Genomic DNA, 20,916 nt, shown 5'->3' with positions numbered 1-20,916 from the left:
CCCGGACCGCCGCCGCTTTTGGGAGGTCCACCCACGTGCACACTCCCGAAACCCCCCTCAAGGCACGGGCGCGGGCGGACATGGTCCTCGTCGGCGGGCGGAGGCCGCCTTCCCGGTGCTCGCCGGTACTCCCCCTCCGGGCGCTCCGCGCGCCGACGGGTGACAGTCCATCAATCACCGCACCCACCTCGCAAACGTTGCAGCGGGTTGCAGTGATGTGACTCATTGTCGCGATGGGGCCGCGTCCCGCACCGCCTCCGCCCGGGCCGCTCGGATCGCCGGCGCCTGCGAGGCCGGCAGCGCGCACGGGTCGTCCGCCCCCCGCACCCGCACGTCCACACGCTCGCTGAACCGGTACGGACGGCTCTCCAACAGACCGCCGAGGTGGCGGCGCAGCCGGGACATCTCCGCCCGCACCGTCACCAACCGGTCCGGCGCCCCGAACAGGGCCTGCGACAGCTCCGCCGCGCTGCATCCCTGCCTGCGCCGCGCCAGGACGAACAGCACCTCGGCATGGCGCACGGTCAGCCGGTGCGACCAGCTCCCGCTGGGCCCGCTCACCGACAGCTCCGGCCCCCGCAGGTCGAGCACGGCCTGCGACGCCGGGGCCCCCTCGCCCCCGCGCGGGCGCACCAGCCACCCGCCCGGCAGCGGCTCCAGCCCGCACTCCCCCAGGCTCGGAATCCACGCCGAGGTCCCGTCCACCCGGCGGGGCAGCAGCACCCGGCGCACCGGCTCGGTCCCGGCGGCGGCCGCCGTCCACCCGTTCTCGTCGACCACCAGCGCCGGACCGGACATGCCCGCCAGCAGCGGCGCCGCCACCGCCCGCAGCCGCTCCAGGTTGGCGTCGTGGCGGCCGCGCAGGTGCGATTCGGCCAGCCGGGCCACCGCGTTGACCAGGGCGAGCGTGGAGGCGTGCGCGGTCGCGGCGGGCCCGGTGACGTCGATCGCGCCGATCACGCGCCCGTCGCGCGGGTCCCGCACCGGCGCGCACGCGCAGGTGAGCCGGTGCAGGCCGCGCACGTAGTGCTCGGCCGAGTACACCTGCACCGGGCGCCCCACCACCAGCGCGGTACCGATGGCGTTGGTACCGGTGGAGCCCTCGTCCCAGGCGGCGCCCTCCACCAGCCCGGCGCTGTCGGCCAGGCGGCGCATGTCCCGGGCCCCGTCCCGCCACAGGATGAAGCCGCGCGGGTCGGTGACGAGCATGACGTGCCCGGCCTCCTCCCGGGCGCCCAGCAGCACCGAGCTGATCAGCGGGAGCACCTCCTCCAGCGCGTTGTCGCCGCGCTCCCGGTCGACCTCTTCGCTGCGCAGGCTGGGCACGGGCCGACCGCTGTCGGGGTCGACCCCGTACCGGCGCACCCGCTCCCAGGAATCCTCGATGACCGGCCGGGGCGGCACCGGCGGCCGCCCCCCGGTCAGCGCCGCCTCGTGCACGCGCCGCAGCAGGCGGGCATGGCGCTGCGGGTCCGCGCCGGCGGGCAGTGCGATATCGAGCCGTTCCTCCCCCACGGTGGTGTCCCTCCCCATCGTTGCGGCCGCCTCCCCTGCGCCCGCTCCGGAGGACACATCCTTATCAGGCGGAAGGCGCGCGGCAACCCTGGCACCGGGCCGGAATGCGGGTCGGTACGTGAGTCGGCCCGGCGCCGCCGTTCCCGCACCTCGCGGACGCTCGCGGGGGACGGGAACGGCGGCGCCGCCGCGCCCGGGGACGGAGGCCGCTCCGAGGTGGGCCCCTGCCCCACCGACGCGGCCACGACCAGGGGCTTTGCCGGACCTTTCCGTACTTGTTGCCCTCTCTTGCGGCGGGTCGTCCGTGGCGGAAAGTGAGCACGCGTGCGGCGTACGTGATAGTGGCTGCACGCCCAGTCGCCGGAGGTAGGGAGTGGACCCTGTGCAGATGCGGCCCCGCCGACCCCGTCCCCTCACGGCCGTCTTCGCCGCCACCGTCGCCGTCCTCGGGGCGGCGGCCGGGTGCGGCGCCGATGAGGAGCTCGCCACCGCCCGCGCGGCCGCGGGCGACCTGTCGGCGTCGATGCTGCGCCCGCAGGCCGAGGACGCGTTCTCCCGCAAGGGCCACCCCATCGCCGGACGCCTGGAGTGCTCGGCCGACACCGGCTCGGACGACGCCGACACGGTACGCCTGGCCTGCACCGGCATGACGCGCGACGAGGAGCAGGCCGAGGTCTCCGGCCGGATCGGGTACGCCGCGGTGACCGGCAGGGAGGAGGGCGACGACGGCCTGCCCGGACGCTTCGTGGGGCGCGTCGGCGGCGACGAGGTCTTCGTGGTGACCTGCTTCGACTGCAAGCCCAGCCCGGTCGTCGGCAAGGACGGCGGTGAGGGCGGCGGCAAGGGCGGCGACAAGGGCGGGGACGGCGCCGCCGGGGACCGTGCGGACGAGGGGGACGGAGCGGGCGCCGACAAGGCAGGGGACTCCGGTTCCGGCAAGGGATCGAAAAAGGACGCGGGCGAGGACGCCGATTCGGGCAGCGGTCCGAACGAGTCGGGCGACGACGGATAAGGCCCCGGGGGAGGACGAGCGCGCGGCCGAGCGCCCCGGCTCGGCCCCAGGCGGTTCCGAAAGGGAGCCGACTCGGAGAGCGGCCGATAGGACCCCGGAGGGGCGACCACACGGCCGAACCCCCTGGCGCGGGCACGGTATCCGGCTCCCGCAAGGGCCCGACTCGGGCGGCGGCGGGTAGGCACTCGGGGAGGGCCGCGCCGGGGGCGGTGCGGCCGACGACCGACCCCCGAGGAGCGCCATGCCCGTCCCCCGGCCGCCCGCGTTCGTCTTCGACCTCTTCGACACCCTGGTCCCCCTGGAACCGCTGGAATGGCGCCTGCGCGAGGCGGGTGTGCCGCGCGTGCTGATGCGGCGCTGGTGGGACCACCTCCTCCGGGACGGCTTCGCGCTCGCGGCGGTGGGCCGCTCCGCGCCGTTCCGGCAGGTGGCCCGGAACGCGCTCGCCGACATCACCGGCCACCAGGTGGCCGGGGCGGCGGCCGACGCGGTGGTCGACGCCCTGGCCGAGCTGGAGCCCCGGCCGGACGCGGCCGAGGCCCTCCGCGCGGCGCGCACGGGCCGGGCGCGGGTGGTGGTGCTGGACAACGCCGACGCCGCGACGGTGCGGGCGCTGCTGGAGCGCGGCGGGTGCGCCGGGCTCGTGGACGAAGTGGTGGAGGCCGGGTCGGCCGGCGCCTGGAAACCGGCCCCGGCGCCCTACCTCGCGGCGGTGGAGGCGGGCAGGTCCCCTGCCGCCCGGACGGCGCTGGTGACCGCCCACGCCTGGGACGTCCACGGCGCCAAAGCGGCCGGACTGGTCACCTCCTGGACGTCCCACCTGGAGCGGCGGTACCCGGAGGTGTTCTCCTCCCCCGACGCGTCGGGGGCGTCCCCGCCGGAGGCGGTCGAGGCCGTGTGGCCGGGACAGGCGAACCTGTCCGCGACGTGAGGCCGCACGAGATGTACTGACCACGGAGGTTAGTGACAGCACCCCGGCCATCTCACGAAAGAGGGCCTCCGGTACCGGTGCGGATGTCTGACGTCCCAACCAACGGCAAGGTCGAACGCCTCCACCGCACCCTGGCCGACGAATGGGCCTACGCCCGGGCCCACGCCTCAGAGACCGAGCGGCGCGGGGCGTTCGACGACTGGCTGCACCACGACAATCACCACCGCTTCCACACCGCGATCGGCGGTCCTCCCGCCTCCCGCTTCACCAACCTCACGGGACAGCACACCTGGAGCGGGCCCCACGTCGGGCGGTCCGGGGGATGGCATCCGCGGAACCTCCGGCGGCCGTGATCGCCGTCGGCGGGCGGCCGGAGGGGCAACGGGGTGGTGCGGCCGCCGTCGGGCCGGGCGGGCGCGGTGGTCATGGCGTTAGGCCGCGCTCCGGCCGCCTCGGGACTCGTGATCGGCGTCCCGTGCATTGGCGGGCGACCGCAGTCGCTCCTCAAGGACGGCCATCGGCCGCTCTCAGACGGCGGGGGCACCCGGCCGACCGGGGGTTTCGCGGGTGCGTCCCCCGCGGCCCGCCGTACGACGCCCCTGAACAGGCCTCGCCGTGTGGCCACGATGGCGTTCGCGGAACTCTCGGCCGCCGTGGGCGGCCGAAGGCCGACCGCCGTTCAGGGCACCGACGCAGTGGCAGGGCCGCCCGGGGGGCCGTGGCGCCCGCCCTCCAGCCGACGGGCCCCTTCGTCACGGGTCGCCCCCTGGGGCGGCTCCCCCTGCCTGCACCGGCCACGGTGCGCCGAACCCGGCCCTGGCCCGCGCGCCGCATCCCACGGACCCCGAGGTCATACTTTCCTCTCCGGAAAGTACTTGCCAATTTGGAAAGTAGTTGCCATGGTGGAAACATCACCCCCGATGACGAGGAGGCTCCGCCATGGAAGGAGCGATGGACGGAACACCGGAGGGCGCGGACATCGGCCGGGAGCAGGCCGCCGCCTCGCTCGCCGCCGCCGAGGGCACGGCCGCCCGGATGCGCCGGAAGGCGTCCGCGTACGTGGTCTACTGCGCGGTGTTCGGCACCGCGTTCCCGCTGGGCACGGCCACCATCGGTCTGGCGTCCTCACAACCGCCGAGGGTCGCCGCCATGACCGTCATGGGCCTGACGCTGGTCTTCCTGCTCGCCTTCCTGTTCACCCGCCCGGTGACCGGCACCTGGTTCGCCCCCGTGCACACGGGCGCCATGCTGGGGTGGGGGCTGCTGTACAGCGTGACGATGCTCGTCGGCGTGCCCGTCTTCCCCGGCGAACCCGCCTGGTGGATCCCGATGTCGATCGCGACCGCGCTCCCGTTCGCGGCCGCCATCGCGTGGATCCTGCGTACTACGAGGAGGGACCGGTGACCGGGCACCCGCGCGGCCGCCTGGACGACGTGATCCACGCTCCGGTGCGGTTCTCCATCGTCGCCGCCCTGGCCGCCGTGCACCAGGCGGACTTCAAGGCGGTGCGCGACGCGGTGGAGATCACCGATTCGGCTCTGTCCAAGCAGGTCGCCACCCTGGAGAAGGCCGGGTACGTGGACGTCGGCAAGACGTGGGCCGGGCGGCGCCCCCGGACCGTGCTCCGCCTGACCTCGGGCGGGCGGACGGCCTTCGAGCAGCACGTCGCCGCACTCCGCGAAATCGCCGAGGGCGCGGTCCCGGCGGTGGGCGACGCCCCGGACGCCTGACGGCGCGTACGACGGGACGGACGGCCGCACGACCTTCAGCGGCCGCCCGTCCACCGTCGGGCGGGTTTCGGCGCCGGGGCGGGCCGGGCCCGCCCCGGCGCCGAAGCCGCCCCACCGGCCCGACCGGAGGGAAACCGCACCACTCCAGCGGACATGACCGACGGCGGAAGCCGCCGCCCCTGTCGGCCTCGGAGCGGTCAGCGAACCCGGTCGCCCCGCCCCCTCCGAGCCGACACGGCCGGGGCCCGCCCCGGCGTCCCCGGGTCAGCGCGGAGCCCCGCCCTGTTCCGCCTTCCCCAGACGGGAGATGGCCGCCTCCGGCGACCGCGCGTAGCGCCGGAAGCCCTGCCAGGGGTCCACGCCGTCCCGCTCGGCGAAGTCGCGCACCGTCCACCGGCCCGCCGACCCCAGGCCGTCCAGCTCGTCCCACCCCACCGGGGCGGCGACCGGCGCCCCCGGTCGGGCCCGGACCGAGTACGGCGCCACCGCCAGCTGCGCGTACCCGTTGCGCAGGTAGTCGATGAACACCCGCCCGCGCCGCTTCTCCTTGCGCACCGCGGTGGTCAGCTCCTTGGGCCTGCGGGCGGCCACCCGCTCGGCCACCGTGCGCGCGAACGCCTTGACCTCATCGCAGTCGGCCCGCCTGCGGATCGGGCACACCACGTGCAGCCCCCGCGACCCCGTCGTCATCACGAACGCCGCCAGCCCGAGCGCCTCCACCTCCTCGCGCACGTCCCGCGCGGCCGCGCACACCCCGGCGAAGTCCTCGGCCCGCGAGGGGTCCAGGTCGAACACGATCCGGTCGGGCGTGCGCGGCAGGTCGGCCCGGCTCATCCAGGTGTGCAGCGGGAACGCGTCCTGCCCGCACAGCCAGACCAGGGTGGCCCGGTCCTGGCAGAGGAGCATGTCGGCCCGGCCGCCGCTCTCCCGGGGCACGCTCGCCGACGGCACCCAGTCCGGGGTGCCCGCCCACCGGTTCTTGACGAAGAAGCCGCCGTCGCCCTCGATGCCCTCCGGCCACCGCTGCACCGCCAGCGGCCGGTCGCGCAGGTGCGGCAGCATCCGCGCGGCCACCCGCAGGCAGTGGTCGGCCAGTTCGCCCTTGGTGGGCCCACCGGGCCCGAACAGCTCCTTGTCGGCGTGGTGGACCTCCGGCAGCGTTCGTGTGCCCATGTCCCCACCCCTTCCCGCGCGGGGACGCGGTCAGTCACCCCGGGGGCCCTCACGCCCCGACCACGGGCGCACCAGGCGTTCGGCCAGGTCGGGGCGGTCCAGGCGGCGCATCAGCGCGGCCAGGTCCTCCAGCACGGCCGAGCGCTGCGCGGGCGCCAGGCCGTGCAGGAACTCCTCCACCGCCCCGCCGCCCGCACGGCACGGCGCCTCGCCGTCGGCGCCCACCAGCCGCACCTCGGCGGTGAAGTCGCGCACCCGCGGGTGGTCGAACAGGTCGTGGTCGAGCAGCAGGCAGGTCAGCTCCGCCTCGGCCACACCGCGCTCGGCCAGGGCGAAGGCGCGGCCCGCCTCGGCGGCGGCGCGCAGCACGTCCCGGCGGATGCGGGCGCCGATGCGGACCCGTTCGAGCGCGTCGACGCCGACGATGTCCAGCTCCACCCGGAAATAGGCGTGGAAGCACAGGTCCGCGTCGGCGCTGGGGATGCGCGCCTGGAACTCGTCGACGACGGGCCCGCCGCGGCCCAGGAACCGTCTTCGGCGCATGCGGCCCCCTTCCGGTGCGGGCGGAAGCGCCGGGGCCGTCACGGGTGCTCCCAGACGTTCACCCCGCCGCCCACGTCGCCCATCTGGTAGACGCTCCCCGAGTTGCCGTGGGCGTTGTTGGTGACCACGGTGCCGCCGGAGGCGGGGGTGGGGCCCGAGGGCTCCGCGGGCGCGGGCGCCTGCCCGCCGTCCTCGGGCCCGCCCTGCTCCACGGCCCCGCCGTCCCACCGGGAGGCGCCGGTCCCGGCGGTGGACGGGACGGGCACGTACAGGTAGCCCTCGGCCCGGTACCCCTTCCCGGCGACCTCGGCGTCGACCGGTGCCCAGCGGCTCGCGTCGACGCCGGTGAACCCGCCCAGCACCACGTCCTCGTAGACGCGGCGGCCGATGATGGCGGCCACCAGCGTGGTGTCGGGGTGGGAGCGGGCCAGGGCCCGGCGCACCGCGTCGGCGTCCAGCAGCCGGTGGGTGTCGATCATCGCGTCGCCCATCGCGTCGATGCCCGACCCGTCCCCGGTGTCGGGCAGCGGCCCCACGCCGAGGCTGACGCGCATGCGCAGGCGCAGGTCCCGGTCGACCGCGGCCAGCCAGGGCCGCTTCTCCTCCAGCACCTCCTGCAGGGTGTCCAGGAACGGGTCGATGAGCCGGGGCAGGTGGACGGGGTCGGTGCCCAGCACGTACCCGTCGCCGTCGTGGCGGGGGAAGCTGGGGGCCTTCCACACCTCGCCCAGGCCCGAGCGGGTCAGGGCCAGTTCGAGGACTTCGGGGATGAGCCGCCCCACGAGCTGCTGGTGGACGGCGCTGGTGCGGCTGAACCGCTCCATGTCCACCGCCAGCACCGCGCGGTAAGGGGGCAGGGGGACGCTGGTCCGGGGCCGGGGGGTGTCGAGTTCCATGGGCGCTCCGCTCCGGTGGGCCTCGGCGGCCGGACGGTCCGAACGCCTGCCCCCACCCTGGCGTACCCGGACGGCGCGCTGTGTCCGATCATGAACACAGCGGGAGAACCTCCCGTGCCGTCCGTGCCGTCCGCGCCCGCCGGTCCCCGCGCGGCGGTCAGTCTCCCCCCTCGGCGAGCGCCTCCAGCGCGGCCATGTCCAGGACGGCGACGTAGCTGCGCCCGGTGCGGATCAGGCCGCGCTGGCGCATGCGGGTGTAGGCGGCGGCCACCGAGGTGCGCGAGAGCCCGGCGAATTCGGCGATCTCCCGCTGGGGCAGCGGGATGCGCACCAGCACCGCGCGGCGCCCGGGGCCGGGCCCGTCGGTGATGGGCGCGGCGGTGGGCACCCCCAGGGCGCGGGCCAGGTACAGCAGGGCAACGGGGAGCCGCTGCTCGGCCGGGAGGGCGGCCTGCTCGGCGCGCAGGGCGTCGCTCTCCATCTGCCGGGCCAGGGTGCTCTCCCACAGTGCGGACTCCAGGCCGCGCTCGCCGACGATCCGGCGGAAGCGCTCGGCCGGGAAGACGGCGGTGGCGCAGGGGCCCACGGCGGTCACCGTGGCCGAGCGCTCGCCCCCGCCGGGCACCAGCATCGGCTCGCCGAGGACGTCGCCGGCGGCGCGGAAGGCCAGGGGGACGGTGGTGCCGTCGGCGCGCACCCGCACCACCCGGGCGTGCCCCTCGGCGAGCAGGTGCACGGTGCTGCCCGGGTCGCCCTGGCGCATGAGGGCCTCGCCGGGGGAGAAGCGGGCCCTGGCCCCTTCGGCCAGCAGCCGCGCCCACTGCCGGTCGTCGAGCAGCCCGCCCAAGCCGCGTCTGGGCAATCGCACGTCCCCTTCTCAGCGCCGCGTCCGGTAGGGATCTCCTTACCGTCTTGCCCACCGATTCCGGTGTCACCGCGGCGCCATATCCGTGTAACCCATTGTGCGCTGCACAAAGACCGCCGGAGGCGGGGTCCCCGCGGTCCGTGCAGACCGGTGCGCGAGCGCCGGGGCGAACGGGCCGTTCATCCGCGCCCGGCCGCGCGGGGGAGGGGGATACCGGTTCCGCATTCTCCGCGGTGCGGGCGCCGAACGCCGTAGCCACCCATTAACGCAGCGTTTTTCACCCCCTTGACCTGCGATACCCCCCTTCTTACGGTCTAGACCACTCGGCGCATTCGCCCCCACGGAACAGGAATGCCCCGATACCGCGGCGGAATTGCCTTCCGCCGCTCCCGCACGAAAGGCCGAGCATGAAACTGAGAAGAAAGGCCCTCGCCGTCGCCGCGGCGACCCCGCTGCTGTTCGCCCTGCTGCCCGCCGGGGTGGCCAGCGCCCACGGGTACGTCTCCTCCCCCGCCAGCCGCCAGGCCCAGTGCGCCGCCGGAACCGTCGAGTGCGGCCAGATCAAGTGGGAGCCGCAGTCCGTCGAGGGCCCCAAGGGTCTGATGAGCTGCAGCGGCGGCAACGGCCGCTTCGCCGAGCTGGACGACGACTCCAAGGGCTGGCAGGTGCACCCCGTCGGCACCTCGGTCGACTTCACCTGGACCCTGACGGCCCGCCACGCCACCTCCACCTGGGAGTACTTCGCCGACGGGCAGAGGGTGGCCTCCTTCGACGACGGCGGGGCCCGGCCGCCGTCCAGCGTCACCCACCGGGTGGACCTGAGCGGGCACAGCGGCCCGACCAAGCTGCTGGCCCGGTGGAACATCGCCGACACCGCCAACGCGTTCTACGCCTGCATCGACCTCGACGTCGGCGCGGCCTGACCGTCCGCCTCCCCCTTCCGCCCCCGTGCCGCGCGGGGTCCGGCCGCGCGGCACGGGCGGGCGGCCCCCACATCAGCCAGACGCCGCGCAGCAGCGTCGCCCACCCCGACGGGCGCACCCCGCCCCCGCTCCGCCCCGCAGCGGCGCGGGGGCGCCGCTCACGCCGCATTCCCGCCACCCGCCTCGGCACGGCCCAGGGCGATGCGCGCGATGGCCGACAGGGAGCGCGAGCCCGGGGCGAAGTAGTCGCTGTGCCCGCCCGGCCCGGCGTCGAACACCTCGGCGCCGAAGCCCCGCCCGACCGGGTCGGGGCCGAACCCCACCGTGGTGCCGGGCAGGTGCAGCGCCCCGTGCGGGACTCCGGCGATCCAGTCCGAGCCCCCGCGCCCGGCCCACACCCGCCGGGCGCCGATGTCGGCGGCCCCGGCCACCCCCGCCCCGGGGCTGCCGACCAGCACCGCGTCGGCCGCCCGCGACGACGCCACGTGCGCCCGCCCGCACACCACCGTCCCGTAGGAGTGGCAGACCAGCGTCAGGCGGGCGCCCGGCGCGGCCCGCAGCAGCCGCGGCACGAACGCGTCCAGCGCCCGCGCGCCCGTGTCGGCGCGCCCGGTGGTCGCCACCGCCGGGCTCACCGTCGCGGGGGCGGGGTAGCCCATCCAGGCGACGACGGCCGTGCGCGCCCCGGGGTCCACCTCGGCCATGCGCGCCCGCAGTTCGCGGGCGGCGTCGCCGACGCGCATGTACGGCTTGGCGCCGTGCCCGTCGAAGGTGTCCAGGGTCGTGTCGGCGCCGGGGACCAGGACGACCACCCGGTCGGCCTCCTCCAGGTCGCCGACCACCTCGACGGCGCGCCCCTGGCCGTGCGGGTCGAACTCCAGCAGGTCGCGGCCGGGGGCGGCGAGCGCGCCGAGGGCCTCGGCCCGGTCGGTGCCGCCCGCCCGCTCCGCCGCCTGCGACGCGCGCGCGGCGGCGCCACGGTTGGCGTCGTAGGCCTCCTGCGGCCGGTCCGGCGACCACTCGGCGGCCCGCACGCCCCGGACCCCGGAGAGGTCCGGGGCCCCGGGCGGGGCCGGGGGCGCCGTGGATGTGGCGGTGAGCGCGACCGCCGCCGCCAGTGCCGTGGCCGCGCGCACCGCGCGCACCGCCCTCCCGTACATCCGCGCCTCCCCCGACGTCCTGTGTCCGGCACAGGACGCTACGGAGCGCACGGTGTACGGCGCGTCCCCCTGTCGGGCCCACCCCCGCCTCCCTCTCAGGTGGCACCCGGGAGGCGCCCGCCCCCGCGTCGTCCGCCACACGGCCGCCGCGGACGCGTACCCTCTCCCCCGTAGCCGACCGAGGGCGCCGGGGGCGTCCGCGACGAGATTGAAGAGGCCGGTCCATTGGTGACGTCGATCGACACGGTTCCCGGGTGGTTCTCCGACGACGAGCTGGCGTGGGTGCGCTCGCGCATGCCCGTCCTCTACGTCAACGCGGTCCCGGTGCGCGTGGACAACACCGGGTCGGTGACGCGGGTGGGCCTGCTGCTGCAGGCCACCCCCGAGCAGACCATCAGCCGGGCGGTGGTCTCCGGACGGGTGCTCTACCACGAGCGGGTCCGCGACGCGCTCCTGCGCCACCTGGAGAAGGACCTGGGCCCGATGGCGCTGCCGAGCATCCCGGCCACGCCGCAGCCGTTCACGGTGGCCGAGTACTTTCCCACCCCGGGTGTGACCGCCTACCACGACCCGCGCCAGCACGCGGTCGCGCTGGCCTACGTGGTTCCGGTGACCGGCGACTGCCGCCCCCGGCAGGACGCCCTGGACCTGGTGTGGTTCACCCCTGAGGAGGCCGCCGGGCCGGAAGTGCAGTCGGAGATGGCCGACGGGCAGGGCGTGCTGGTGCGCCAGGCGCTGGCGCATGCGGGCTGCCTGCCCTAGGGCGCGGGCCCTCCGGGCGGCACGCCCTCGACACCTCCGCACAGGCCCCTAGGGTGGATGTTGGGCTGCGGGGCACCGTGGCTTGACCGAGCGACGGGTACGACCGCAGCCGACCTGTACCCGTTCTGCTTAGGGATCTGCCATGAGCGAGGGCTACACCGTGCCCAACGAAGGCAACCCGATCACCACCACCGGGGCCGGCGCGCCCGCCCCCAGCGATGAGCAGTCGCTCAGTGTCGGGCGCGACGGCCCGCTCCTTCTCCACGACGTATACCTCGTGGAGAAGATGGCGCACTTCAACCGCGAGCGCGTCCCCGAGCGCGTGGTCCACGCCAAGGGGGCGGGCGCGTACGGCACCTTCCGGGTCACCCAGGACGTGTCCGAGTACACCTGCGCCGACGTGTTCCAGCCGGGCCGCGAGACGCCGATGCTGGCCCGCTTCTCCACGGTCGCCGGGGAGCAGGGCAGCCCCGACACCTGGCGGGACCCGCGCGGCTTCGCGCTGAAGTTCTACACCCGCCAGGGCAACTACGACATGGTCGGCAACAACACGCCGGTCTTCTTCATGCGCGACCCGCAGAAGTTCCAGGACTTCATCCGTTCGCAGAAGCGCGACCCGCGCACCGGGCTGCGCGACAACACCATGCAGTGGGACTACTGGTCGCTGTCGCCCGAATCGGCCCACCAGGTGACCTGGCTGATGGGCGACCGGGGCGTGCCCCGGTCCTACCGGCACATGGACGGCTTCAGCTCGCACACCTACATGTGGGTGAACGCCGAGGGTCGGAAGGTGTGGGTGAAGTACCACTTCCTCACCGACCAGGGCAACGACTTCCTGCCGCAGGAGGAGGCCGACCGCATGGCGGGGGCCGACGCCGACCTGCACCGCCGCGACCTGTACGGGGCCATCGCCCGCGGGGAGTACCCGTCGTGGACCCTGAAGGTGCAGATCATGCCCTTCGAGGACGCGGCGGACTACCGGTTCAACCCCTTCGACCTGACCAAGGTGTGGCCGCACGGCGACTACCCGCTCATCGAGGTGGGGCGGATGGTGCTGGACCGGGTGCCCGAGGACTACTTCATCCACGTGGAGCAGGCCGCGTTCGAGCCGTCCAACCTGGTGCCGGGCATCGGCCCGTCGCCGGACAAGATGCTGCTGGCGCGGCTGTTCTCCTATTCGGACACGCACCGCTACCGCATCGGGGTGAACTACAACGAGCTGCCGCCCAACCGCCCGGAGGTGCCGGTGCGCGCCTACCAGAAGGACGGGCGGATGAGGTTCACGCCGCCGAACACCGGGGCGGTCTACCACCCGAACTCCTTCGGCGGCCCCGACGCCGTCCGGCAGGAGGGGACCGAGGAGTCGTCCTGGCCGGTCGAGGGGGCCGAGCTGGTGCGCGAGGCCTACACCCGGCACCGGGACGACGACGACTTCGTCCAGCCGAGGGCGCTGATCCGCGAGGTGATGGACGACGCGGCGCGGGACCGCCTGGTGGCCAACGTGTCGGGGCACATGGGGCAGGTGCACGACGACGGGGTGCTGGGGCGCGCCATCGACTACTGGATGAACATCGACCCGGACATCGGCCAGCGCGTGGCCGCCCGGGTGAAGGGCAACCACACCGCCTGAGGGCACGGGGCGCCGGACCGGGGACGGGCTCTTCGGACCGGCGTGTGCTCCCGTCCGACCAGGCGGGCACGGCCGCCGCGGCTCCGGTCCGGGTCCGGCCCGCCTTCGGGGCCCGACCGGCGCCCCACCCCGTCGGCGGAGACCGCGATCCCCTGGCCCCGCGCCCGGCGGGCGCGGGGCCAGGGGCGCATTCCGCCGAGCCGCGTCGCTTCGTTCGGCTCGGCGGCGGCAGGAAGACTGACCGGCCGACCGGATGGATGCGCCTACTCGAACGGTGGCGTCCGCTGGATGAGCGGCTTTCGGCGGACTCGGGCCGCCATGGCCAGGCGGCCAGTGCGGTCGCCGCGGCGCTTGGGCGGCCCCGCCCTGCGTCGGTGGCTCGACCGGCGTCCTGCCTGGAGGCGGGTCTCATTCACCCGCCCGCCCACAGCGGCCGTGGCCGCCGAGAGTCGCGCGGCTCCAGCGGAGGCCATCCCTTCTGACCAGGTCAGCGCCGTCGTCACGGCTTCAGGTCGGGCCCCTCCCGCCTTCGGCGGATCCTGACCGGCGCGGAGGCCGCCGTCGGCGGCCTCGGCCGCATCCGGCCACGATGGGGCGCCGGGGTCCGGCCGAGTCGGACGCGATGCCCTGGGCCGACCCGGATCGCCGGGGCCCGCGCCGCCCCCGGCGTGATCCGCACCCTCTTGAGCGAGTGCTCAAATCCGCCTACGCTACTTTTTGAGCGACCGCTCAAATAAGGGGAGGCGGAGTTGGGGTCCGACGGTCTGTACATCGAGGCACGCATCCGCACCGGCATCGACCTGCTGTGGGAACGCACCCGGAACCCGGGCCCGCACGCGCGCTGGGACCTGCGCTTCACCGAGATCCGCCCGCTCCCCCGGCTCATCGGCGAGCCGGAGCGCTTCACCTACCGCACCCGCCTGGTCGGCCCCCTGGAGGTCTCCGGCACCGGTGTCAGCGCCGGGGAGCGCGACCGCCCCGACGGCACCCGCACCTCGGCGCTGCGCTTCGCCTCGGACCACCCGCTGTCCCCCATCGCCGAGGGGCGCGGCTACTGGCGCTACATCCCCGACGGGGACGGCGTGCGCTTCCTCACCGGCTACGACTACCGCCCGCACCGGGGCCGCATCGGCCGCGCGGCCGACCGGCTGCTGTTCCGCCCACTCATGGGGTGGGCCACCGCCTGGTCGTTCGACCGGCTGCGGCTGTGGTGCGAGCGCGGCCTCACCCCGGAGTCCGCCCTCCGCCGCGCGGCCGCAGAGGCGGCCCTGCGGTGCGCGGCCGCCCTGGGCGCCCTGCTGGCGGCGCCCCTCCCGGCGGCGGCCGCCGTCTGCGCCGCCGCCCTCCTCCTGCCCCCGCTTCCCACGACCCCGGCGGCCCGGAGGTGCCTGCGGCGCCCGCCGAACGGGCGGACCGGCGCGCCGCCCGCCCTCCTCGACCGGCTCGGCCGACCCCACCGGGACGGCCGCGACGGCCCGCCCGCCCCGAACCGGACCGAACGATTGGACACCACGTGAAATCCGTCTTCCAGCGCGCGATGGGCGACGACTTCGACAGGCTCCACCCGCAGATGCGCCGCCGCCTCTCCCCGGGGATCGCCTCCGACGAGGCGCTCTTCGGCCGCGGCACCATGGACCGCATCTGGCACGGCGCCCGGTTCGTCAAGCCCTTCCTGGCCGTGGGGGCCGCGCGCAACATCCTGGTCCCGCGCACCGGCCGGGACATCCCCTTCACCATCGTGAACATGCCCTACACCGACGCCGCGGGGCGCGAGGCCCTGACCTTCGTGCGCACCTTCGCCTTCCCCGGGCGCTCGCACCGCTTCGACGCGGCCATGGTCTACTCCGAGGAGCGCGGCCGCCTGGTCGACTACCTGGGCACGCACCAGCACCTGGCGTGCGACCTGCACGTGGAGGCCGACGGCGAGGGCGGGGTGGTGATCCGCTCGGACCGGCTGCGCTTCCGCGAGGGGCCGGTGGACGTGGCGGTGCCGTCCCTGATCGCGGGCGAGGCGGTGGTGCGCGAGCGCTATGACCCCGAGGCCGACCGCTTCCGGGTGAGCGTGCAGGTGTCCAACCGGCGCTTCGGCCCGCTGTTCGGCTACGAGGGGTCGTTCGCGGCCGAGTACCGGCCCGCCGGGGGCGGCCCGCTGCCCGCCCGGCTGCGGCCGCGGCGCCAGGAGTCACGCGTATAGTGGCGCCCCATGGCGAGCGATGACACCCGCACCAAGCTGCTCGACGGAGCCCTCGAAACCGTGGTGCGCAACGGCATCGCCAAGACCTCGGCCCGCAGCATCGCCGCCGCCGCCGGGGTGAACCAGGGGCTGATCTTCTACCACTTCGNCCCCCCCTGCCGGCACGGCGCCGAGCAGAGCGTCCTGCGCTACCGGGACCGCTTCGCCGCCGTCCACTCCTTCGACGACCTGGCGCGCCTGGGCCGGGAGCTGCACGAGGCCGAGCGCGGCTCCGGGCACCCCGCCACCCTGGGCCAACTGCTGACCGCCGCCCCCTCGCGGGAGTGGCTGGCCGAGGCCACCACCGCCGGGCTGCGGCTGTGGACCCGGGAGCTGGAGGCGGTGCTGGCACGGCTGCTGCCCCGCACCCCGCTGGACGGGCTGGTGGACGCCCGGGGCCTGGCCACGGCGCTGGCCGCCGGATTCGTGGGGCTGGAGCTGTACGAGGGGGCGGACCGCGAGGGCGCCGAGCGGGCGTTCGCCTCGCTGGAGGAGTTGGGGCGCCTGGCCGCCGTCCTGGACGACCTGGGCCCGGTCACCCGCACCGCCGTTCGCGCGCGGCTGCGCGCGGCCGCCCGGGACCGGGGCTGAGGCGGAATCCGCGTCGGCCCCGGTCCCGGGCGGGACCGGTGGCGATGCCAGGGGCCCTGGCCACACGGGCACCGGCAGAGAACCGGGTTCCCGAGGCCGACACACCCCGGGCTCGGGCTCCCCGTGCGCGCACCCGGCCGGGGCCCGGTCGGGCCCAGGCCGGGTGCGCCGCCTCAGAGCTGGACGATCTGGATGAGGTTGCCGCAGGTGTCGTCGAACACGGCGGTGGTCACCCCGCCCATCTCGGTCGGGGGCTGAGTGAAGCGCACGCCCAGCCCGGTGAGGCGCTCGTGCTCGGCGGCGATGTCGTCGACGGCGAACGTCGTCGCCGGGATGCCGTCGTCGACGATCGCCTTCTTGTAGGGGCCGACCGCCGGGTGGTCGTCCGGCTCCAGGAACAGCTCGGTGCCGTCGGGCTCCTCGGAGGAGACCACCGTCAGCCACCGCGCTTCCCCCATGGGGATGTCGTGCTTGTTCTCAAAGCCCAGCACACGCGTGTAGAAGTCCAGGGCCTTGTCCTGGTCGTCCACGAACACGCTGGTCACGTAGATCCTCATGTCTGCCCGTCCTTTCGCCCCCGAGCGGGCCACCGCTCGGCGATCTCGCGCAGCGGCGCGGTGTCTATGGTGTGGAAGCGGTAGCGGCCCTCGCGCTCCGCCCGGACCAGCCCGGCCTCCTCCAGCACGGCGATGTGCTGGGAGACGGCCTGCCGGGAGGAGGCGACCCCGTGCTTCATGGCGAGCCGCCCGCAGAGCTCGAAGAGGGTCTGCCGGTCCCGCTCGTAGAGCTCGTCGAGCACGGCCCGCCTCGTCGGATCCGCGAGGGCACGGTAGATGTCCGCCATGCACGCGACAATACGCAAGCTTCCACTTGCATGTCAATTCCTGAACAGCAGAGACGTTCCCTCTCGCGCGAGCCGGTAAGCTCCCCGGGCGGCCCCCGGCGGCCGGGGTCAGGACGGACACGGAAGGTTCAGACGATGGGCATGCGGCTTCCGGCGGTACTGGCGCCGATCGGGTTCACCGTCGGCGACACCGACGGGATGCGGCTCCTCACCGTCGCCGCCGTGGCCGGGCTGCTACTCGGCGCCGCCATGGCGGCCTTCGGGCTCCCCCCGGTCGACCTGCACGGCCCCAACCACTACATCGGCATCATGAGCCCCACCTGCGGCGCGACCCGTTCGGTGTGGACCGCGATGAGCGGCGACTGGGCCATGTCCTGGCGCTACAACCCGCTCGGCATCGTCCTCGTACTGGGCGCCGCGGCGACGCTGGTCCGCGCGGCCGTGGGAGCCGTGACGGGGCGCTGGGTCAACGCGACGGTCCGCGCCCCGCGGACCCTGCTGGTGCTCACCGCCGTCGGCGTCGTCGCGCTGTGGATCCGCCAGCAGCTCAACGCCGACCTGGTCGGGCCGCAGCCGGGCGAGACCTTCTCCCCCGCCGGTCTCATCGTCACGCTCGCGGTCATCGGCGCCTACACGGCCTACCGCTTCGGCGCCCCGGCCGTGCAGCGCCGCTTTCGCCGCGCCTGACGAGCGCGTAGAAAGGGGCGGGACGCCACCGCGGAGAAGGGGACCGGCATGGACGACGCACGCGAGGCCGCACGCGGCTACTGGAACCAGCGGGCCGGGGGCTACGACGCCGCGATGGACAGGATCGAAGGCGTCCTCTTCGGCGACGCCCGGCGGCGGGTGTGCGAGCAGGTGCACGGGAGGACCCTGGAGGTGGGGGTGGGCACCGGGCGCGGCCTGGAGCTGTACCCGGAGGGCACCGACCTGACCGGCGTCGACCTGAGCGCGGGCATGCTGGAGCTGGCCCGCGCGCGGGCCGAGCGCCTTGGCGTCCAGGCCGACCTCCGCGAGGGCGACGCCCAGGACCTGCCCTTCCCCGACGCCTCCTTCGACACCGTGGTGTGCGCACTGTCCTTGTGCTCGGTGCAGGACGTGGAGCGCGCGGTCTCCGAGATGCGCCGCGTGCTGCGCCCCGGCGGGCGGCTGCTGCTCCTCGACCACGTGCGCCCCACCTTCCCGCCGCTGCTGTGGCTGATGATGGGGGTGCAGGCCCTGATGGACCGCTTCGAGCCGGACGCGGGCGAGCGGATGCTCGGCCGCCCGCTGCCGGTGGTCGAAGAGCAGGGGTTCGCCATCGAGCACACGTCCCGTTTCCGGGGCGGGATGGTGGAGATGGTCGCGGCACACCGACCCGGGTGAGGCGCTGAGGGGCGGGCGCCGTCCCCGACGGGCCGGGGCCACCGCCTCCGGAACGGTCACCGATGTGACACTCCGCCCTTCCCCCCACGTGTCCAGGACAGACCGGCCCCATCGGGTTCCAGGACCCGCCCTCACTGAACAAGGTCCTCAAGGAACTGGAGCGAGAGGGGGCGATCGCCCTGCGGTACTCGGCGATCGACATCCTCGACCGGCGCGCGCTGGAGCGCCGGGCCGGGGGCCGCGTCCCCGCCCCGCCGAGCGGCCCGCCCCGGCACAGGGCGAACCCGGGAACGGCGGGGGCGCCCGGCCGGACACCCGACTGACCGCACGCGGTGGCATTCCCTCCGCGCCGCAGCGCAGGCCACCGGCACGAGAAGGGCGGGCGGCCGCCCCCTGCCCCGGCTTCGGGGGCTCAGCCCAGGCCGGGCGCGGCCGGGACGTCCAGTTCGGTGTGCGTGTAGTGGTTGAAAAAGTTGGTGTACATGTTCACCAGCACGTGCGTGAACAGCTCGCCCAGCTCCTCCTCGGTCCACCCGGCCGCGCGCGCCGACAGGGTGTGGGCGGACTGGCAGTACGCGCAGTCGTTGGCCGCGCCCACCGCCAGCGCGATGGCCTCGCGGACACGCGCGTCGAAGGTGCCGTGTTCGGCGATGGCGGCCTGGATGCCCTGGTAGGCGGCCAGGACGACGGGGGCGTGCGCCATCTCCCCGTGGATGTTGAGCACCTTGCCCATCTTGGCCTGCAGGGCCTTGAGCCCGTCGCGGGCCGCCTCGGGCGCGTCGTCGACGGTGTGCACCGGAATCCTCGGCATGGCGTCCTCTTCCTCGGGTCGTTCTCCTCGGGTCGCGGCCGACCGTGCGACCGCCGCTNCCCGCCCGTGCCCCCGCCGCTGCGGCGGGTCGCGGGCCGCCCCCGTGCCAACCGGCACGGGGGCACCGCGATTTCCGGGAGTGTCGCCGTCCTGACACTCCTGCGGGCGCCGGTACAGGCGCCGGTACGGGTGCTTGGGCGGGCGCCCGCCCGGGCGTCAGTCCCCCCTGTCCCCGCTGACCAGGTCGTTCAAAGCGTCCTCGATCCCCCGGTGGAAGGTGGGGTAGGCGTAGATCATCGACCGGAGCACCTCGACCGGGGTGCGGGCGTGCACCGCGACCGACAGCGCCCCCAGGACCTCTCCCCCGTTGGGCCCGGCGGAGGTCGCGCCGACCGGCACCCCCGCGTCCCGGTCCTCGACCAGCTTGATGAACCCGTCGTTGCCCGCCTTGTGGATCCACCCGCGGGCGGTGGAGGGGATCTGCGCGGTGCCGGTGCGCACCCGGAGCCCCCGGTCGCGCGCCTGGGCCTCGGTCAGGCCGACCGCGCCCACCTCGGGGTCGGTGAAAGTGACCCGGGGCAGCGCCCGGTAGTCGGCCACGGGGCCGTCCCCGCCGGTGAGGATGTCCTGGGCGGCGATGCGCGCCTGATAGACCGACACGTGCGTGAACTCCCCCTTGCCGACGATGTCGCCCAGGGCCCAGACCCCCGGCGCCACCCGCATCCGCTCGTCCACGGGGACCGCGCGGGCGGAGGTGTCCAGCCCGATCGAGCCCAGCCCCAGCCCTTCCAGGTCCGGACGGCGCCCGGCGGCCACGAGCAGCCGCTCGGCGCCGACCTGCCCGCCGTCGGTGTCCACGGTGAAGCCGTCGGGGCCGTGCGCCACCCCGGTGATGCGCACGCCGGTGCGCACGTCCAGCCCTTCGCGGGCCAGCACGTCGGCGACCAGCGCCCCCGACTCGGGCTCCTCGGGGCCGAGCAGCCGCTCGAAGGCCTCCAGCACGGTCACGCGGGTGCCGAAGCGCGCGAAGGCCTGCGCGAACTCCAGTCCGATCGGCCCGCCGCCGATCACGCACAGCGACCCGGGGGCCTTCTCCGCGCGGACCGCGTCCCGGTTGGTCCAGTAGGGCACCCGGTCCAGGCCGGGGATCGGCGGCGCGAAGGGCACGGTCCCGGCGGCCACCACGACCCCGGTCCGGGCCCGGAGCAGCCGCTCGCCGCCGCCCTCCTCACGCACCCGCACCGTGTCGGCGCCCTGCAGCCGCCCGGTGCCGCGCACGAAGCGCCCGCCCTGGCCCAGGAAGCGGTCCACCGCGATGGTGTCGTCCCAGTCGGTGGTGGCCTCGTCGCGGATGCGGCGGGCCACGGGCGTGAAGTCGGGGAAGGCCTCGGCTCCCCCCGCCAGCTCGGGCACCCTGCGGGTCTCGGCCAGGGCGTCGGAGGCGCGCACCATCATCTTGGTGGGGATGCACCCCCAGTAGGGGCACTCACCGCCCACCAGGGCGGGCTCCACGCCCACCACCTCCAGCCCGGCCTCGGCCAGGGTCCCGGCCAGGGCCTCGCCTCCGGGACCCATGCCGACCACGACCACGTCAACGGTGTCCACTTCGGTGTCGGCCATGCCGTATCACCTTCCCATCCCCGTCGTATCGGGACGCCGCTCCCCGGCGGCGTCGAGTTCGGCGAGCAGGGCGAGCAGCCCGGCCTCCCCTCGGGCCAGGACCCGCCCGCCCCTCACGAAGCCGGGCGCGGCGACGACGCCGTCGGGCACGTCGGCGTCCGGGCGGGCCATGTCGACCACCTCCACCCGGATCTGCGGGCGCATCCAGCGCAGCCGGCGCACCAGCGCGAGTGCATGGCGGCAGTCCGGGCACCCGTCGGTGACGAACACCCGCAGCACTCGGGAACCGGACACGGCTCCTCCTCGCGGCCC

The 20,916-nt window shown here is 75.2% G+C and carries 23 protein-coding genes and 1 pseudogene; 13 read left to right on the top strand and 11 right to left on the bottom strand.

Annotation, left to right across the window (positions count from 1 at the left end; all coding sequences use genetic code 11):
- Nucleotides 1-222: 222 nt before the first annotated feature.
- Nucleotides 223-1,533 (bottom strand): GAF domain-containing protein, encoded by a 1,311-nt coding sequence (locus D476_RS34410; RefSeq protein WP_017626589.1) that lies wholly within the window; start codon nucleotides 1,531-1,533, stop codon nucleotides 223-225.
- 370 nt (nucleotides 1,534-1,903) lie between these two features.
- Here D476_RS34410 and D476_RS34405 point away from each other — a divergent pair, with 370 nt between their 5' ends.
- The 5 genes and pseudogenes from D476_RS34405 (at nucleotide 1,904) to D476_RS0124620 (ending at nucleotide 5,188) form a co-directional block, all read left to right on the top strand.
- Complete coding sequence (locus D476_RS34405; RefSeq protein WP_051061836.1) at nucleotides 1,904-2,527, top strand: hypothetical protein; 624 nt, start codon at nucleotides 1,904-1,906, stop codon at nucleotides 2,525-2,527.
- 241 nt (nucleotides 2,528-2,768) lie between these two features.
- Entirely contained in the window at nucleotides 2,769-3,458 is a 690-nt protein-coding gene (locus D476_RS0124635) for an HAD family hydrolase (protein ID WP_017626587.1), read from the top strand.
- 98 nt (nucleotides 3,459-3,556) lie between these two features.
- Nucleotides 3,557-3,748: pseudogene (locus tag D476_RS34400) on the top strand (integrase core domain-containing protein); the annotation flags it as partial.
- Between the two features lie 661 nt (nucleotides 3,749-4,409).
- Nucleotides 4,410-4,862 carry a hypothetical protein gene (locus D476_RS37095; protein ID WP_017626585.1) on the top strand — a complete coding sequence of 151 codons (453 nt, stop codon included), beginning with the start codon at nucleotides 4,410-4,412 and terminating at the stop codon, nucleotides 4,860-4,862.
- A complete protein-coding gene (locus D476_RS0124620; RefSeq protein ID WP_017626584.1) occupies nucleotides 4,859-5,188 on the top strand; it encodes a winged helix-turn-helix domain-containing protein in 330 nt (109 codons plus the stop codon). The genes D476_RS37095 and D476_RS0124620 overlap by 4 nt, the downstream gene beginning before the upstream one ends.
- Nucleotides 5,189-5,452: 264 nt before the next feature.
- Here D476_RS0124620 and ligD read toward each other — a convergent pair whose 3' ends face one another.
- From ligD to D476_RS0124600, 4 genes are all read right to left on the bottom strand, one after another.
- A complete protein-coding gene (ligD, locus tag D476_RS0124615; RefSeq protein ID WP_017626583.1) occupies nucleotides 5,453-6,361 on the bottom strand; it encodes a non-homologous end-joining DNA ligase in 909 nt (302 codons plus the stop codon).
- 30 nt (nucleotides 6,362-6,391) lie between these two features.
- Nucleotides 6,392-6,904 (bottom strand): hypothetical protein, encoded by a 513-nt coding sequence (locus D476_RS0124610; protein ID WP_017626582.1) that lies wholly within the window; start codon nucleotides 6,902-6,904, stop codon nucleotides 6,392-6,394.
- Nucleotides 6,905-6,942: 38 nt separating this feature from the next.
- Nucleotides 6,943-7,800, bottom strand: coding sequence for a hypothetical protein (locus D476_RS0124605; protein ID WP_017626581.1), 858 nt, complete (start codon nucleotides 7,798-7,800; stop codon nucleotides 6,943-6,945).
- A 157-nt stretch (nucleotides 7,801-7,957) separates the two neighbouring features.
- A complete protein-coding gene (locus D476_RS0124600; RefSeq protein WP_338036258.1) occupies nucleotides 7,958-8,668 on the bottom strand; it encodes a Crp/Fnr family transcriptional regulator in 711 nt (236 codons plus the stop codon).
- Between the two features lie 404 nt (nucleotides 8,669-9,072).
- Between D476_RS0124600 and D476_RS0124595 the strand changes: the two genes are divergently transcribed.
- Nucleotides 9,073-9,588, top strand: coding sequence for a lytic polysaccharide monooxygenase auxiliary activity family 9 protein (locus tag D476_RS0124595; RefSeq protein WP_017626579.1), 516 nt, complete (start codon nucleotides 9,073-9,075; stop codon nucleotides 9,586-9,588).
- 158 nt (nucleotides 9,589-9,746) lie between these two features.
- Here D476_RS0124595 and D476_RS0124590 read toward each other — a convergent pair whose 3' ends face one another.
- Nucleotides 9,747-10,748, bottom strand: a complete 1,002-nt coding sequence (locus tag D476_RS0124590) for an alpha/beta hydrolase (protein WP_017626578.1) — start codon at nucleotides 10,746-10,748, stop codon at nucleotides 9,747-9,749.
- 228 nt (nucleotides 10,749-10,976) lie between these two features.
- On the opposite strand from D476_RS0124590, the gene D476_RS0124585 reads away from it, so the two are divergent.
- The 5 genes from D476_RS0124585 to D476_RS0124565 all read left to right on the top strand — a co-directional run bounded on the left by D476_RS0124585 (nucleotide 10,977) and on the right by D476_RS0124565 (nucleotide 15,964).
- A complete protein-coding gene (locus D476_RS0124585) occupies nucleotides 10,977-11,510 on the top strand; it encodes an NUDIX hydrolase family protein (RefSeq protein ID WP_017626577.1) in 534 nt (177 codons plus the stop codon).
- A gap of 142 nt (nucleotides 11,511-11,652) precedes the next feature.
- Complete coding sequence (locus D476_RS0124580; protein WP_017626576.1) at nucleotides 11,653-13,140, top strand: catalase; 1,488 nt, start codon at nucleotides 11,653-11,655, stop codon at nucleotides 13,138-13,140.
- 749 nt (nucleotides 13,141-13,889) lie between these two features.
- Complete coding sequence (locus D476_RS0124575) at nucleotides 13,890-14,657, top strand: hypothetical protein (RefSeq protein ID WP_017626575.1); 768 nt, start codon at nucleotides 13,890-13,892, stop codon at nucleotides 14,655-14,657.
- Complete coding sequence (locus D476_RS0124570) at nucleotides 14,654-15,334, top strand: DUF4166 domain-containing protein (protein ID WP_017626574.1); 681 nt, start codon at nucleotides 14,654-14,656, stop codon at nucleotides 15,332-15,334. The genes D476_RS0124575 and D476_RS0124570 overlap by 4 nt, the downstream gene beginning before the upstream one ends.
- A gap of 9 nt (nucleotides 15,335-15,343) precedes the next feature.
- Nucleotides 15,344-15,964, top strand: coding sequence for a TetR/AcrR family transcriptional regulator (locus tag D476_RS0124565; protein ID WP_017626573.1), 621 nt, complete (start codon nucleotides 15,344-15,346; stop codon nucleotides 15,962-15,964).
- 173 nt (nucleotides 15,965-16,137) lie between these two features.
- Here D476_RS0124565 and D476_RS0124560 read toward each other — a convergent pair whose 3' ends face one another.
- Both D476_RS0124560 and D476_RS0124555 read right to left on the bottom strand, forming a co-directional pair.
- Nucleotides 16,138-16,521: a VOC family protein gene (locus tag D476_RS0124560; protein ID WP_017626572.1), complete on the bottom strand. Its 384-nt coding sequence runs from the start codon at nucleotides 16,519-16,521 to the stop codon at nucleotides 16,138-16,140.
- Complete coding sequence (locus D476_RS0124555; protein ID WP_017626571.1) at nucleotides 16,518-16,808, bottom strand: ArsR/SmtB family transcription factor; 291 nt, start codon at nucleotides 16,806-16,808, stop codon at nucleotides 16,518-16,520. The genes D476_RS0124560 and D476_RS0124555 overlap by 4 nt, the downstream gene beginning before the upstream one ends.
- A gap of 135 nt (nucleotides 16,809-16,943) precedes the next feature.
- Here D476_RS0124555 and D476_RS34395 point away from each other — a divergent pair, with 135 nt between their 5' ends.
- Nucleotides 16,944-17,495 carry a DUF2752 domain-containing protein gene (locus D476_RS34395; RefSeq protein WP_017626570.1) on the top strand — a complete coding sequence of 184 codons (552 nt, stop codon included), beginning with the start codon at nucleotides 16,944-16,946 and terminating at the stop codon, nucleotides 17,493-17,495.
- 48 nt (nucleotides 17,496-17,543) lie between these two features.
- Nucleotides 17,544-18,173, top strand: coding sequence for a class I SAM-dependent methyltransferase (locus D476_RS0124545; RefSeq protein WP_017626569.1), 630 nt, complete (start codon nucleotides 17,544-17,546; stop codon nucleotides 18,171-18,173).
- Nucleotides 18,174-18,585: 412 nt separating this feature from the next.
- Here the strand turns inward: D476_RS0124545 and D476_RS0124540 are convergent, their stop codons facing one another.
- The 3 genes from D476_RS0124540 to D476_RS34390 form a co-directional block, all read right to left on the bottom strand.
- Entirely contained in the window at nucleotides 18,586-18,984 is a 399-nt protein-coding gene (locus tag D476_RS0124540) for a carboxymuconolactone decarboxylase family protein (RefSeq protein ID WP_017626568.1), read from the bottom strand.
- A 216-nt stretch (nucleotides 18,985-19,200) separates the two neighbouring features.
- Nucleotides 19,201-20,604, bottom strand: coding sequence for a dihydrolipoyl dehydrogenase family protein (locus D476_RS0124535; protein WP_017626567.1), 1,404 nt, complete (start codon nucleotides 20,602-20,604; stop codon nucleotides 19,201-19,203).
- A gap of 6 nt (nucleotides 20,605-20,610) precedes the next feature.
- Nucleotides 20,611-20,898 (bottom strand): hypothetical protein, encoded by a 288-nt coding sequence (locus D476_RS34390; RefSeq protein WP_152529420.1) that lies wholly within the window; start codon nucleotides 20,896-20,898, stop codon nucleotides 20,611-20,613.
- Between the last annotated feature and the right edge of the window lie 18 nt (nucleotides 20,899-20,916).

The sequence above is a fragment of the Nocardiopsis chromatogenes YIM 90109 genome (genome assembly GCF_000341185.1).
Lineage (GTDB): Bacteria > Actinomycetota > Actinomycetes > Streptosporangiales > Streptosporangiaceae > Nocardiopsis_A > Nocardiopsis_A chromatogenes.
This window is presented reverse-complemented; position numbering and strand designations above follow the sequence as displayed.

Coding starts and splice junctions, on each gene's coding strand:
- D476_RS0124535 (WP_017626567.1), bottom strand. CDS start 20,604: ATGGCCGACACCGAAGTGGACACCGTTGACGTGGTCGTGGTCGGCATG.
- D476_RS0124560 (WP_017626572.1), bottom strand. CDS start 16,521: ATGAGGATCTACGTGACCAGCGTGTTCGTGGACGACCAGGACAAGGCC.
- D476_RS37095 (WP_017626585.1), top strand. CDS start 4,410: ATGGACGGAACACCGGAGGGCGCGGACATCGGCCGGGAGCAGGCCGCC.
- D476_RS0124595 (WP_017626579.1), top strand. CDS start 9,073: ATGAAACTGAGAAGAAAGGCCCTCGCCGTCGCCGCGGCGACCCCGCTG.
- D476_RS34395 (WP_017626570.1), top strand. CDS start 16,944: ATGGGCATGCGGCTTCCGGCGGTACTGGCGCCGATCGGGTTCACCGTC.
- ligD (WP_017626583.1), bottom strand. CDS start 6,361: ATGGGCACACGAACGCTGCCGGAGGTCCACCACGCCGACAAGGAGCTG.
- D476_RS0124540 (WP_017626568.1), bottom strand. CDS start 18,984: ATGCCGAGGATTCCGGTGCACACCGTCGACGACGCGCCCGAGGCGGCC.
- D476_RS0124635 (WP_017626587.1), top strand. CDS start 2,769: ATGCCCGTCCCCCGGCCGCCCGCGTTCGTCTTCGACCTCTTCGACACC.
- D476_RS34405 (WP_051061836.1), top strand. CDS start 1,904: ATGCGGCCCCGCCGACCCCGTCCCCTCACGGCCGTCTTCGCCGCCACC.
- D476_RS0124590 (WP_017626578.1), bottom strand. CDS start 10,748: ATGTACGGGAGGGCGGTGCGCGCGGTGCGCGCGGCCACGGCACTGGCG.
- D476_RS0124555 (WP_017626571.1), bottom strand. CDS start 16,808: ATGGCGGACATCTACCGTGCCCTCGCGGATCCGACGAGGCGGGCCGTG.
- D476_RS0124580 (WP_017626576.1), top strand. CDS start 11,653: ATGAGCGAGGGCTACACCGTGCCCAACGAAGGCAACCCGATCACCACC.
- D476_RS34410 (WP_017626589.1), bottom strand. CDS start 1,533: ATGGGGAGGGACACCACCGTGGGGGAGGAACGGCTCGATATCGCACTG.
- D476_RS0124610 (WP_017626582.1), bottom strand. CDS start 6,904: ATGCGCCGAAGACGGTTCCTGGGCCGCGGCGGGCCCGTCGTCGACGAG.
- D476_RS0124545 (WP_017626569.1), top strand. CDS start 17,544: ATGGACGACGCACGCGAGGCCGCACGCGGCTACTGGAACCAGCGGGCC.
- D476_RS0124605 (WP_017626581.1), bottom strand. CDS start 7,800: ATGGAACTCGACACCCCCCGGCCCCGGACCAGCGTCCCCCTGCCCCCT.